Raw genomic sequence first — 13,972 nt, 5'->3', positions numbered from 1 at the left:
TTATTATGCATAATGTAAGCACCACAACCACTGGTTTTCCTCTTGCCAAAATATTGGCTTCCACTGAGCTTGGAGACAATACTATCCAAGCTGCAAATGATGCAGCTAACAAATTATTTTCTCTTACAATTGCTGATCTTACTGCTAACCAAAATATTAATACAACTAATGCACACTCAACTTCAAATATATTAATCCCTGAACTTAAAGCACCAAAGTCATTAAATGCAAGTTCCCAACTAACGCTTTTAATTGGAAACCTTATTCAAATACTCGGTGAAAAATCTTTAACTGCATTAACAAATAAAATTACTGCTTGGAAGTCCCAGCAACAGGCAAGACAGCAAAAAAACCTAGAATTCTCCGATAAAATTAACACTCTTCTATCTGAAACTGAAGGACTAACCAGAGACTATGAAAAACAAATTAATAAACTAAAAAACGCAGATTCTAAAATAAAAGACCTAGAAAATAAAATTAACCAAATTCAAACAAGATTATCCGAACTCGACCCAGAGTCACCAGAAAAGAAAAAATTAAGCCGGGAAGAAATACAACTCACTATCAAAAAAGACGCAGCAGTTAAAGACAGGACATTGATTGAGCAGAAAACCCTGTCAATTCATAGCAAACTTACAGATAAATCAATGCAACTCGAAAAAGAAATAGACTCTTTTTCTGCATTTTCAAACACAGCATCTGCTGAACAGCTATCAACCCAGCAGAAATCATTAACCGGACTTGCCAGTGTTACTCAATTGATGGCAACCTTTATTCAACTAGTTGGAAAAAATAATGAAGAATCTTTAAAAAATGATCTGGCTCTATTCCAGTCTCTCCAAGAATCAAGAAAAACTGAAATGGAGAGAAAATCTGATGAGTATGCTGCTGAAGTACGTAAAGCAGAAGAACTCAACAGAGTAATGGGTTGTGTTGGGAAAATACTTGGGGCACTTTTAACTATCGTTAGTGTTGTTGCAGCAGCTTTTTCTGGAGGAGCCTCTCTAGCACTGGCAGCTGTTGGTTTAGCTCTTATGGTTACGGATGCTATAGTACAAGCAGCGACCGGCAATTCCTTCATGGAACAAGCCCTGAATCCGATCATGAAAGCAGTCATTGAACCCTTAATCAAACTCCTTTCAGATGCATTTACAAAAATGCTCGAAGGCTTGGGCGTCGACTCGAAAAAAGCCAAAATGATTGGCTCTATTCTGGGGGCAATCGCAGGCGCTCTTGTCCTAGTTGCAGCAGTCGTTCTCGTAGCCACTGTTGGTAAACAGGCAGCAGCAAAACTTGCAGAAAATATTGGCAAAATAATAGGTAAAACCCTCACAGACCTTATACCAAAGTTTCTCAAGAATTTTTCTTCTCAACTGGACGATTTAATCACTAATGCTGTTGCCAGATTAAATAAATTTCTTGGTGCAGCGGGTGATGAAGTAATATCCAAACAAATTATTTCCACCCATTTAAACCAAGCAGTTTTATTAGGAGAAAGTGTTAACTCTGCCACACAAGCGGGAGGAAGTGTCGCTTCTGCTGTTTTCCAGAACAGCGCGTCGACAAATCTAGCAGACCTGACATTATCGAAATATCAAGTTGAACAACTGTCAAAATATATCAGTGAAGCAATAGAAAAATTCGGCCAATTGCAGGAAGTAATTGCAGATCTATTAGCCTCAATGTCCAACTCTCAGGCTAATAGAACTGATGTTGCAAAAGCAATTTTGCAACAAACTACTGCTTGATACAAATAAGGAGAATGTTATGGAAATTCAAAACACAAAACCAACCCAGATTTTATATACAGATATATCCACAAAACAAACTCAAAGTTCTTCCGAAACACAAAAATCACAAAATTATCAGCAGATTGCAGCGCATATTCCACTTAATGTCGGTAAAAATCCCGTATTAACAACCACATTAAATGATGATCAACTTTTAAAGTTATCAGAGCAGGTTCAGCATGATTCAGAAATCATTGCTCGCCTTACTGACAAAAAGATGAAAGATCGTTCAGAGATGAGTCACACCCTTACTCCAGAGAACACTCTGGATATTTCCAGTCTTTCTTCTAATGCTGTTTCTTTAATTATTAGTGTAGCCGTTCTACTTTCTGCTCTCCGCACTGCAGAAACTAAATTGGGCTCTCAATTGTCATTGATTGCGTTCGATGCTACAAAATCAGCTGCAGAGAACATTGTTCGGCAAGGCCTGGCAGCCCTATCATCAAGCATTACTGGAGCAGTCACACAAGTAGGTATAACGGGTATCGGTGCCAAAAAAACGCATTCAGGGATTAGCGACCAAAAAGGAGCCTTAAGAAAGAACCTTGCCACTGCTCAATCTCTTGAAAAAGAGCTTGCAGGTTCTAAATTAGGGTTAAATAAACAAATAGATACAAATATCACCTCACCACAAACTAACTCTAGCACAAAATTTTTAGGTAAAAATAAACTGGCGCCAGATAATATATCCCTGTCAACTGAACATAAAACTTCTCTTAGTTCTCCCGATATTTCTTTGCAGGATAAAATTGACACCCAGAGAAGAACTTACGAGCTCAATACCCTTTCTGCGCAGCAAAAACAAAACATTGGCCGTGCAACAATGGAAACATCAGCCGTTGCTGGTAATATATCCACATCAGGAGGGCGTTATGCATCTGCTCTTGAAGAAGAAGAACAACTAATCAGTCAGGCCAGCAGTAAACAAGCAGAGGAAGCATCCCAAGTATCTAAAGAAGCATCCCAAGCGACAAATCAATTAATACAAAAATTATTGAATATAATTGACAGCATCAACCAATCAAAGAATTCGACAGCCAGTCAGATTGCTGGTAACATTCGAGCTTAATATATCCAAGAGCCATAATAATATATGGCTCTTCCTGTAAGGAAATAACCATGAATATAACAACTCTGACTAATAGTATTTCCACCTCATCATTCAGTCCAAACAATACCAACGGTTCATCAACCGAAACAGTTAATTCTGATATAAAAACAACGACCAGTTCTCATCCTGTAAGTTCCCTTACTATGCTCAACGACACCCTTCATAATATCAGAACAACAAATCAGGCATTAAAGAAAGAGCTTTCACAAAAAACGTTGACTAAAACATCGCTAGAAGAAATAGCATTACATTCATCTCAGATTAGCATGGATGTAAATAAATCCGCTCAACTATTGGATATTCTTTCCAGGCACGAATATCCAATTAATAAAGACGCAAGAGAATTATTACATTCAGCTCCGAAAGAAGCCGAGCTTGATGGAGATCAAATGATATCTCATAGAGAACTGTGGGCTAAAATTGCAAACTCCATCAATGATATTAATGAACAGTATCTGAAAGTATATGAACATGCCGTTAGTTCATATACTCAAATGTATCAAGATTTTAGCGCTGTTCTTTCCAGTCTTGCCGGCTGGATCTCTCCCGGAGGTAACGACGGAAACTCCGTGAAATTACAAGTCAACTCGCTTAAAAAGGCATTGGAAGAACTCAAGGAAAAATATAAAGATAAACCGCTATATCCAGCAAATAATACTGTTAGTCAGGAACAAGCAAATAAATGGCTTACAGAATTAGGTGGAACAATCGGCAAGGTATCTCAAAAAAACGGGGGATATGTTGTCAGTATAAACATGACCCCAATAGACAATATGTTAAAAAGCTTAGATAATCTAGGTGGAAATGGCGAGGTTGTGCTAGATAATGCAAAATATCAGGCATGGAATGCCGGATTCTCTGCCGAAGATGAAACAATGAAAAATAATCTTCAAACTTTAGTTCAAAAATACAGTAATGCCAATAGTATTTTTGATAATTTAGTAAAGGTTTTGAGTAGTACAATAAGCTCATGTACAGATACAGATAAACTTTTTCTCCATTTCTGAGGTGCGCCATGCATAATGTAAATAATACTCAAGCGCCAACATTCTTATATAAGGCAACTTCACCATCATCAACAGAATACAGCGAGTTAAAAAGCAAAATATCCGATATCCATAGTTCGCAAACTTCTCTAAAAACACCAGCATCAGTGTCTGAAAAAGAAAACTTTGCAACGTCTTTTAATCAGAAATGTCTTGATTTTTTATTTTCTTCCTCAGGGAAAGAAGATGTGTTAAGAAGCATTTATTCCAACTCAATGAATGCGTATGCCAAAAGCGAGATTCTCGAATTTTCAAATGTTTTGTACTCCTTAGTACATCAAAATGGTCTTAATTTTGAAAACGAAAAGGGACTTCAAAAAATTGTCGCACAGTATTCGGAACTAATTATAAAAGATAAATTATCCCAAGATTCTGCCTTTGGACCATGGTCGGCAAAGAATAAGAAACTCCATCAATTACGACAAAACATTGAGCACAGACTTGCACTATTAGCACAACAACACACATCTGGTGAAGCTTTATCATTGGGACAAAAACTCCTCAATACTGAAGTATCATCATTTATCAAGAATAATATTCTTGCTGAATTAAAGTTAAGTAATGAAACTGTTTCATCTCTCAAACTAGATGATTTAGTTGACGCACAGGCAAAACTTGCCTTTGATAGTTTGCGCAATCAACGTAAAAATACTATTGATAGTAAAGGATTTGGTATAGGTAAACTGTCAAGAGACTTAAATACAGTAGCCGTGTTTCCTGAGCTGTTGAGAAAAGTCCTTAATGATATTTTAGAAGATATAAAAGATTCGCATCCTATCCAAGATGGCCTCCCTACACCTCCCGAAGATATGCCAGATGGCGGACCAACCCCCGGAGCCAATGAGAAAACATCCCAACCTGTAATTCACTATCATATAAATAATGATAATAGAACTTACGATAATAGAGTTTTTGACAACAGAGTATATGACAATAGCTATCACGAGAACCCAGAAAATGATGCACAGTCTCCTACTTCTCAGACAAACGATCTATTATCCCGTAACGGAAACTCATTACTAAATCCACAAAGAGCACTAGTTCAAAAAGTAACTTCCGTTCTACCACACTCTATATCAGATACTGTCCAGACATTTGCAAATAATTCAGCTTTAGAAAAGGCTTTCAACCATACTCCAGATAATTCGGATGGAATAGGTTCAGACCTGTTAACTACGAGTAGTCAAGAAAGATCTGCAAATAACTCTCTTTCTCGGGGACACAGGCCTCTGAACATACAGAACTCTTCAACCACCCCCCCTCTCCACCCGGAAGGAGTGACAAGCAGTAATGATAACTCATCAGATACAACTAAAAGTAGCGCTTCTCTTTCTCATAGAGTAGCTTCGCAAATCAATAAATTCAACTCAAACACTGATTCAAAAGTACTTCAGACTGATTTTTTATCAAGAAATGGAGACACATATTTAACACGGGAAACGATATTTGAAGCTTCAAAAAAAGTAACAAACTCCCTAAGTAATCTTATATCTCTCATTGGAACTAAATCAGGAACACAAGAACGAGAGTTACAGGAAAAATCAAAGGACATTACAAAATCCACAACAGAACATAGAATAAACAACAAATTAAAAGTTACAGATGCAAATATAAGAAACTACGTAACAGAAACCAACGCAGATACAATTGATAAAAATCATGCGATCTATGAAAAGGCAAAAGAAGTATCTAGCGCCCTCAGCAAGGTATTGTCAAAAATTGACGATACCTCTGCAGAATTACTTACAGATGATATATCTGATTTAAAAAATAACAATGATATTACAGCTGAAAACAATAATATATATAAAGCAGCAAAAGATGTAACCACTTCCCTATCAAAAGTATTAAAGAATATCAATAAGGATTAAAATATGATAAAAGAAAAAATATTATCAATAGTGGCCTTTTGCTATGGTATAGCGTACAGCAAACTATCTGAAGAAACTAAATTTATTGAAGATCTTTCTGCCGATTCTCTTTCTCTGATTGAAATGCTGGATATGATTAGTTTTGAGTTCAATCTACGTATAGATGAATCTACATTAGAACACATTATTACTATTGGAGATCTTATTTCTGTAGTCAAAAATAGTACAAAATCAATATAGTAATTGATAAGCATTTTTTCATCTATGGAGCTCTCACATCAGAGCTCCACAAGAATATTATTCTTTTATCCAATAAAGATAAATTGCATCAATCCAGCTATTAAAATAGTAATTTTTAAGACTACCGTTGACTATCATCAACAGTTACATACAATCTTGCTCACACTGCATTTAACTTTTGTCAATATAAATCAATATGAATAAACAGGGTGTGATATGGTGGATTTGTGCAACGACTTGTTAAGTATAAAGGAAGGCCAAAAGAAAGAGTTTACACTCCATTCTGGTAATAAAGTTTCCTTTATCAAAGCCAAGATTCCTCATAAAAGGATCCAAGATTTAACCTTCGTCAACCAAAAAACGAATGTACGCGATCAAGAATCCCTAACAGAAGAATCATTAGCCGATATCATAAAAACTATAAAGCTACAACAATTCTTCCCTGTAATAGGAAGGGAGATTGATGGTAGAATTGAAATTCTGGATGGCACTCGTAGAAGAGCATCTGCAATATATGCAGGAGCAGATCTTGAAGTTCTATATTCAAAAGAATATATATCTACTCTTGATGCCAGAAAACTAGCAAACGATATACAAACAGCAAAAGAGCATAGCATCCGAGAACTTGGTATTGGTCTTAATTTTCTGAAAGTATCAGGGATGTCCTATAAAGACATAGCCAAAAAAGAGAATCTGTCTCGCGCGAAAGTCACTCGTGCCTTTCAGGCAGCAAGCGTTCCACAGGAAATAATATCTCTATTTCCAATCGCGTCAGAACTTAACTTTAATGACTACAAGATATTATTCAATTATTATAAAGGACTTGAAAAGGCTAATGAATCTCTTAGTTCTACACTACCAATATTAAAGGAAGAAATAAAAGACCTTGATACAAATTTGCCCCCGGACATATATAAAAAAGAAATTTTAAACATCATAAAGAAAAGCAAAAACAGAAAGCAAAACCCTTCGCTAAAAGTTGACTCGTTATTTATTTCTAAAGACAAACGGACTTACATAAAAAGAAAAGAGAATAAAACAAACAGAACTCTAATATTTACATTATCTAAAATAAACAAAACAGTTCAGAGAGAAATAGATGAAGCTATTCGGGATATAATTTCTCGCCATCTATCGTCTTCATAAACATCGAACACTGATGTAAACTGCCCAATTCAGATAATAAAAATCTTCGTTGAACTTGACTTTCAGCCGGTGGGGTAATTCCGTCGGCTATCTGTTATTCAATCCCCACGCACTGTGTTTCCTTAAAATTACGGTGAAAACTCATACCCTGCTGACCACGAGAAAATTATCTGGTGAAATTAGTAATATTCATATCATTGAAAATGAATTGTGCAACTAAGGGATGCGGCATGATGGTCAAAATTTTATGTGAATATGAGTGACTGGCCGAAAATATTCAGCGTATTTTTAATCGTTTCAATAAAAACAGCGAGGATTAGCAGTCAACGCTTTTACTACTCAATTTTTTTTACATGGTGATAAACAAAAAATCCACCATTAACAGACTTCGTTCACAGTATCAAAAAAGCTTTAAGAATATATTAGCAGATTTCTCAAATATAATTACTGTTTTATTCTCCTAATCTTCCCATAAAATGACCGACTTACATTATTTTATAATTATAAACAAGTTTGATTTTAAAATCATATTAATTATTAACAAGAGATTTATTTTTCTAACCCCAAAAGTTATGCTTGGTCAAAGAGTAACTTATAATATCCATACCCCTCATAGGGCTTACAGTTTAAATTGCGGGTATAAAATACATCTATTTTCAAATAAAATAAAGCATACTCCAATTACAACGAGTGACTAAAATAAAAATATCATCCAAGTCAATCACTGTTTGCTCTGCAAAATATGTCAGCCTTCTCAAACTTACCAGCACTTAAATATTTAAGCACACAATCATTCCTTGAGGGAGCTCACTTATTTCAAGAGAAACATTTCGTCTTCCCACACAACTAATCCGCCCAATATAGCTAAATTTGTACTCAGTAATATCATTTGTTATGCCCCCCACCCCAAAATATTCAAGCTCCTTCACAGATAAAAAACGACAATTTACAAAGCCTCATTAGTTATAACTATGGAAATACCTATTTTAGTATATCCTATAAAGTTAGAATTACTTCTTCTTGCACCTAATTCCATAGTTGAAAAACAAGAATAATTTTCTCCTACAGCTGGATCCATATAGCTTCCATCAGGTCTACACAACACCCAGTGGAGGCCGACAGGAACTCCAATAAAGGATACAGCAACAGCTTCCAAAACTCTTTGGTTAGAAGATAACACATCTCGTTGATGTACTATATTACATCCCATGCCAATTAATAAGTCCCTTGCATCGGGATAAATAAAACTAATTACTTGCGAAAAAATGTTACTTTCTTCAACGACATAAGCATTCAATCCAAGAAGCCTCGTAGCCATGACTATCTTATCAGGCATAGAATAACCGGCATCCGCGATATTATCTTTGTGTATTCTCGGATTATAATTACCACTAGTTATTAAGTATAAATCCCGCTCACAACGATTATCCAAATCAAGAGAACTCTTCCTTGTCATTTCGGACATAGACCCTTTGTATTGTGGTATTTTATCAACCCCTAATTCCTTTGCAGCACAGAGTAAACTGGCAGCTCCACAAGAATTGTCATACATCTGCTTCCTCGCCAAAAAACAACCTTGTTCGTTTACTCTATTCTCATTTACCCTCACATCAGTCTGATGAGATATCATATATTCTCTTGGTATAGCCCCCTGCAATAAAACCCCATATAACATAACACCTGTATGAATACATCCCCGTTTGCAAGGCTTCCGTTGTTCCGACATCGACGAGTAATTGCAGCACAGTATTGCATCCAGCAATGCGAACTACTATGAGAATTAGCTGACCGGGTCCTTATTCCCCGAACGAACTTTAAATCCAAAACCTCATACTCTTTTCCGTCGTCATCACGTCCGTCACCATAACAACCTTTCAGCATCCACCCTTTTATTAAGAGTTAATGTCCATCAGCATCAGCAATTAATACCGCCTGATACTGACATATTTTTGTCGTATTTACGTCCATAATCGGTTATTGTGATACAGGTCACACCAGCTTATTTGCTATTGTTACAATAACCACCTTGGTTGAGAGCTGTTTTTTCAACTTTGTTATCAACTCCCCCAACTCCTTGGTCAGTAAGGCTGCCGACCGAGCACAGTGAATAGATAGTATCCGCAGGTACCACCATGCTTACTTAATACTCAGAAGGCGAAGTGCTCTCCAATTAACTCTGCCGCACTATGCTTATAAGCTGCTTTTCAATGCCGTCTATCAACATGTCCAGTTCATTCAATCTGTTGTACTGGTAATCCAACGCAGTAATGATATATGCAGGTATTCTTTCATCCACTCCAGTAACGTTTCATGCAAAGCATTAATTTACGCGCTACGGAACTTCACCAGTTGACTGAGCAAACGATGTGGGACCAGTACTGCCTGCAGTTCTTCTATTGTTACAGCGATTTCTTTACCAAACAGCTGAACCACCATCAAGATAAAGATAGCCTGAACATTCATCGCACCATTTTGTTACCAATGGCAAAAGATTTAACGAACCGTGCCTGCATCAGGCGGACTTTTTATCCCTGCTTTGTTAGCTCCCTAACCTTGTACAGAGAGCCTCCATAAGCTCCCATATCAAGCAGACATGGTTCGCAGTTACTGACATACACCAGAAAACTCTGACAGCAGACTCACTTATCCTCCACTTCACTCATATCCTTATTGGTGAGATGAACCTGAATGACATGTTTTGCGACATAAACGCCAACCAGTGTATATTTCACCTGTAGAGATTCTACAATCTGTAGCGTTATGCATCTAATGTTAGGCTCTATGATGTCAGAAATCTGCGAGACTCTACACCTTCTGCATTTACCTTTATTTATCACCATGCTCCTCAGTTAACGGAGAACGTGTTCATTGCATTTTGTCACTTACATTTCGCCTTTGGTATCGGGGGGATATAGGTTCCAACGTTCCGCATGAGAACCTGAACCGGCTTCACGCCACCTTGATACCAGATGCCGCACAGGTAGTCAACAAGTGTCACGAACGGTGCAATAGTGATCCACACCCAACGCCTGAAATCAGATCCAGGGGGTAATCTGCTCTCCTGATTCAGGAGAGCTTATGGTCACTTTTGAGACAGTTATGGAAATTAAAATCCTGCACAAGCAGGGAATGAGTAGCCGGACGATTGCCAGAGAACTGGGGCTCTCCCGCAATACCGTTAAACGTTATTTGCAGGCAAAATCTGAGCCGCCAAAATATACGCCGCGACCTGCTGTTGCTTCACTCCTGGATGAATACCGGGATTATATTCGTCAACGCATCGCCGATGCTCATCCTTACAAAATCCCGGCAACGGTAATCGCTCGCGAGATCAGAGACCAGGGATATCGTGGCGGAATGACCATTCTCAGGGCATTCATTCGTTCTCTCTCGGTTCCTCAGGAGCAGGAGCCTGCCGTTCGGTTCGAAACTGAACCCGGACGACAGATGCAGGTTGACTGGGGCACTATGCGTAATGGTCGCTCACCGCTTCACGTGTTCGTTGCTGTTCCCGGATACAGCCGAATGTTGTACATCGAATTCACTGACAATATGCGTTATGACACGCTGGAGACCTGCCATCGTAATGCGTTCCGCTTCTTTGGTGGTGTGCCGCGCGAAGTGTTGTATGACAATATGAAAACTGTGGTTCTGCAACGTGACGCATATCAGACCGGTCAGCACCGGTTCCATCCTTCGCTGTGGCAGTTCGGCAAGGAGATGGGCTTCTCTCCCCGACTGTGTCGCCCCTTCAGGGCACAGACTAAAGGTAAGGTGGAACGGATGGTGCAGTACACCCGTAACAGTTTTTACATCCCACTAATGACTCGCCTGCGCCCGATGGGGAGCACTGTCGATGTTGAAACAGCCAACCGCCACGGTCTGCGCTGGCTGCACGATGTCGCTAACCAACGAAAGCATGAAACAATCCAGGCCCGTCCCTGTGATCGCTGGCTCGAAGAGCAGCAGTCCATGCTGGCACTGCCTCCGGAGAAAAAAGAGTATGACGTGCATCCTGGTGAAAATCTGGTGAGCTTCGACAACCCCGTTACTTTATTCGTACCCCTTATAATGGGGTGTTAGCCAGCCAGACCCGGCATGATTACTGCCCCCAGTCGTCCATGATCCGGGGGGTGATGTCACCGGGTCTGGTGGGGCGCTGGTAACCGCTAATAGGGGTCAGGTCAGGCACTTTTGCCGGGACCGTCTGTAACGTGGATGCCGGTACCTGCTCTCCGTGGTTATCTGGTTAACCCATATACAAGGGAGACAGAATGACCGAATCCAGCGATTACGAATCCGTCCTGGTCTTTATCGGCGTTGATGTCGGTAAAGATACGCATCACGCTGTTGCCATTAATCGTTCAGGTAAACGCCTGTTCGATAAAGCATTACCCAACGACGAAAACAAACTCAGGTCGCTAATATCTGACCTGAAACAACATGGTCAGATACTGCTGGTTGTTGATCAGCCAGCTACCATCGGTGCGTTACCTGTCGCCGTTGCCCGCTCAGAAGGAGTCCTTGTCGGATACCTCCCTGGACTGGCCATGCGCCGCATAGCCGACTTACACGCCGGTGAAGCTAAAACTGATGCTCGTAACGCTGCCATCATTGCCGAAGCTGCCCGTACCCTGCCTCACGCGCTACGCACGCTGAAACTGGCTGACGAGCAAATCGCCGAACTCTCCATGCTCTGCGGCTTCGATGATGATCTTGCCGCACAGACAACGCAGGCCAGCAACCGTATCCGCGGCCTTCTGACCCAGATACATCCGGCACCGGAGCGCGTTCTCGGTCCGAGACTTGAGCACCCGGCGGTACTCGATCTTCTCCAGCGATATCCCTCACCAGAAAAACTCGCTTCGCTGGGTGAGAAGAAGCTGGCAGCCCAGCTCTGCAAACTTGCGCCTCGTCTGGGTAAACGCCTTGCAGCAGACATAGCTCAGGCACTGGCCGAACAAACCGTCGTCGTTCCCGGCACGAATGCCGCTGCCGTAGTACTGCCACGTCTGGCACTCCAGCTCATCACGCTGCGTAAGCAAAGAGACGAGGTGGCGCTTGAGGTAGAACAGCGAGTTCTTGCTCACCCTCTTTACCCGGTCCTGACCAGTATGCCCGGAGTCGGTGTCAGGACCGCAGCCAGACTCCTCACCGAGGTCGCCTGCCGCGCCTTCGCCTCTGCCGCACATCTCGCTGCTTATGCTGGCCTTGCGCCGGTAACTCGGCGATCCGGCTCGTCAATACGCGGTGAGCATCCCTCGCGACGGGGTAATAAAGCTCTCAAACGGGCGTTGTTCCTGTCGGCCTTCACCGCGCTCAGGGATCCGCTCTCCAGGGCTTACTACACCCGCAAAATGAGTCAGGGAAAACGACACAATCAGGCGCTTATCGCCCTGGCGAGACGACGCTGCGACGTTCTGTTCGCCATGATGCGCGACGGGACTTTTTATACCCCGCAGGGGTCATAACATGCTTGACAACTTAATAGGGGCACCCCCCTAAGCTGCTGTCTCTTGATCAGAGCTCCTGATCAAGAGACTTCATCACCAGGTAACCCTCAACCATATCCTGAAGTCTGACCAGCCATCCCACATGACGCCCCAACCGGGACGACCTGTGCGTTTGCTGTCATGCCATCGCCCCAGGCCCATTTCAGGGTCGGTGCCTGCACCGGAAGCGGCTTTCCTTCCAGCTTAACCCACAGTAGTTTCCACTCTGTCGGCGTCAGTATTTTCTCACAGCTGTCATTTTGTGTTTCTTCACTGACACCTCCCTGCCGCAGGCCCAGCACCCGTACCGCTATAAACGCCAGGATAACCACCATGCGCTCAAGGTTATCCCGGGTCTGCATTCGCAGCGATTCCATGTACCACCACTTTTCCACGCCTTGTGGTATTCCTCTGTCAGCCAGCGTCGCTCGTAATGGCTGACAATACGTCGTGCATCGGCGGCACTCGCCGCTTTTCCTGACGTCAGCAGATGCCAGCAGGCACCGTCCTCTGCCTGCTCCCGGCAACAGACATACGTGAGCGGGAGCGCCTGGCCGCTGTTGTCGGGATTTTTTATGCTGACTTCGCTGTAACTGATGAACATCCGGGCCTGACGGGCTGCCCGCCCGCCTTTTTGCATCACATTCAGCGTGTGGCTTCCTGCGGTTGCCAGGACTTCCGGCAGTTCGAAGAGCTTGCCGGGTGCCTCTTCCAGCCGGCGATTCTGTGCAGCACGCACCACGCTGTCCGTGGCTGACTTTATAATACAGGTAATGCCAGATATCCGCTTCCCGGTCACAGACAGTGATTACCCGTTTCTGTATCTCCCCCAGCCATTCGGCCATGCGCTCCGAAGCCTGCTGCCAGAGTGGAGCGTGATGCTCCGGCACGGTCTGCCAGCCGTATGCAGCCGAACAGAGACGGTGCGATGCTACCTGTTGCTCATTACTGTAGATCCGCAGTTCATCATCCAGCGAGATCCGTATTGATACCAGCTGACCACACAGGCTTTCCGGCACACTGTAACGGTTCCCGCCAACCTCGATATAGCCATCCCAGGAGACATGACGGATATCGAAGTCCGTACCCAGCAGCGGCTGCAGATGCTCCTGTTCCTGCGTGAAGCGCTGTTCCGGTGTCTGCCTGAACTGGCGAAGTTCCCGCCTGTCGGCAACGTCAGCCATCCACTGCGCAGCATGAGAGTTTCCTTTGTGGTGTAGGAACCTTAAGGAAACAACATGTTGGGTGGAGCGGACAATCCAAATGGTGAAGGGGG

Annotated in this window: 10 protein-coding genes and 3 other annotated features; of the genes, 8 read left to right on the top strand and 2 right to left on the bottom strand. The window is 42.0% G+C overall.

All coding sequences use genetic code 11. The features are described from left to right. The first annotated feature begins 5 nt into the window (after positions 1-5). From ipaB to virB, 6 genes are all read left to right on the top strand, one after another. Entirely contained in the window at positions 6-1,748 is a 1,743-nt protein-coding gene (ipaB, locus tag CP0128) for an IpaB, secreted by the Mxi-Spa secretion machinery, required for entry into epithelial cells (protein NP_858261.1), read from the top strand. Between the two features lie 19 nt (positions 1,749-1,767). After that, positions 1,768-2,859 carry an IpaC, secreted by the Mxi-Spa secretion machinery, required for entry into epithelial cells gene (ipaC, locus tag CP0127; RefSeq protein ID NP_858260.2) on the top strand — a complete coding sequence of 364 codons (1,092 nt, stop codon included), beginning with the start codon at positions 1,768-1,770 and terminating at the stop codon, positions 2,857-2,859. A 50-nt stretch (positions 2,860-2,909) separates the two neighbouring features. Further along, a complete protein-coding gene (gene ipaD / locus CP0126; protein NP_858259.1) occupies positions 2,910-3,908 on the top strand; it encodes a hypothetical protein in 999 nt (332 codons plus the stop codon). An 8-nt stretch (positions 3,909-3,916) separates the two neighbouring features. Further along, the gene (gene ipaA, locus CP0125; RefSeq protein NP_858258.1) at positions 3,917-5,818 is read left to right on the top strand and encodes a hypothetical protein; all 1,902 of its coding nucleotides are present in this window, start codon (positions 3,917-3,919) and stop codon (positions 5,816-5,818) included. A 3-nt stretch (positions 5,819-5,821) separates the two neighbouring features. Continuing rightward, positions 5,822-6,058, top strand: coding sequence for an Acp, putative acyl carrier protein (acp, locus tag CP0124; RefSeq protein NP_858257.1), 237 nt, complete (start codon positions 5,822-5,824; stop codon positions 6,056-6,058). A 216-nt stretch (positions 6,059-6,274) separates the two neighbouring features. Then, on the top strand, positions 6,275-7,204 hold the full coding sequence (virB, locus tag CP0123) for a transcriptional activator VirB (RefSeq protein NP_858256.1): 930 nt from the start codon (positions 6,275-6,277) through the stop codon (positions 7,202-7,204). A gap of 946 nt (positions 7,205-8,150) precedes the next feature. Here the strand turns inward: virB and ipaJ are convergent. Beyond that, positions 8,151-8,930: an IpaJ, invasion plasmid antigen gene (gene ipaJ / locus CP0122; protein NP_858255.2), complete on the bottom strand. Its 780-nt coding sequence runs from the start codon at positions 8,928-8,930 to the stop codon at positions 8,151-8,153. A 1,265-nt stretch (positions 8,931-10,195) separates the two neighbouring features. Then, positions 10,196-11,247 (top strand) — a mobile genetic element (partial). Between ipaJ and CP0121 the strand changes: the two genes are divergently transcribed. Further along, positions 10,283-11,287, top strand: a complete 1,005-nt coding sequence (locus CP0121; RefSeq protein NP_858254.1) for an IS100 ORF1 — start codon at positions 10,283-10,285, stop codon at positions 11,285-11,287. (Overlaps the previous feature by 965 nt.) Before the next feature lie 45 nt (positions 11,288-11,332). Then, positions 11,333-12,706 (bottom strand) — a mobile genetic element. After that, the gene (locus tag CP0120; protein ID NP_858253.1) at positions 11,479-12,675 is read left to right on the top strand and encodes an ISSfl2 ORF; all 1,197 of its coding nucleotides are present in this window, start codon (positions 11,479-11,481) and stop codon (positions 12,673-12,675) included. (Overlaps the previous feature by 1,197 nt.) 58 nt (positions 12,707-12,764) lie before the next feature. Here CP0120 and CP0119 read toward each other — a convergent pair. After that, positions 12,765-13,541 (bottom strand): transposase, encoded by a 777-nt coding sequence (locus CP0119; protein ID NP_858252.2) that lies wholly within the window; start codon positions 13,539-13,541, stop codon positions 12,765-12,767. A gap of 11 nt (positions 13,542-13,552) precedes the next feature. Then, positions 13,553-13,777: a mobile genetic element (partial), on the bottom strand. Between the last annotated feature and the right edge of the window lie 195 nt (positions 13,778-13,972).

This window comes from Shigella flexneri 2a str. 301 (genome assembly GCF_000006925.2).
In the GTDB taxonomy this organism is placed as follows: Bacteria; Pseudomonadota; Gammaproteobacteria; order Enterobacterales; family Enterobacteriaceae; genus ECMA0423.
Note: the sequence above shows the minus strand (reverse complement) of the source record. Positions and strands in the feature narration are given on the sequence as shown.